This is a genomic window from Aquabacterium parvum (assembly GCF_001447195.1).
In the GTDB taxonomy this organism is placed as follows: domain Bacteria; phylum Pseudomonadota; class Gammaproteobacteria; order Burkholderiales; family Burkholderiaceae_C; genus Aquabacterium; species Aquabacterium parvum.
Map to the genome: position 1 here is coordinate 1 of NZ_LFRI01000291.1, position 273 is coordinate 273.

1 pseudogene is annotated in these 273 nt (G+C 61.2%); it reads left to right on the plus strand.

Annotation, left to right across the window (positions count from 1 at the left end):
- Positions 1 to 16 precede the first annotated feature (16 nt).
- Positions 17 to 273, plus strand: a pseudogene (locus ABG80_RS10595) (protein rep); the annotation flags it as partial.

A 273-nucleotide genomic window follows, 5' to 3' on the forward strand; every position in this document is an offset into this window, starting at 1 on the left:
GCACCCGCACCTGCACATGATCGCCTTGGCCGAGGTCGAGCCCAGCCAGGAGCGCTTGTCGCGGGATTGGCACCAGATCACCGGGGACAGCTTCATCGTTGATGTGCGGCCCATCGTTGGAGATCCCGCCGAGGGGCTCATGGAGGTTTTCAAGTACGCCGTCAAGTTCAGCGATCAGCCGGTTGCCGATACATGGCATGCCTTTCAGACGCTCAAGGGGAAACGCCTTCTTGGTTCTGCTGGGTGCTTCCGAGGTGTCGAGGTGCCGGAAGA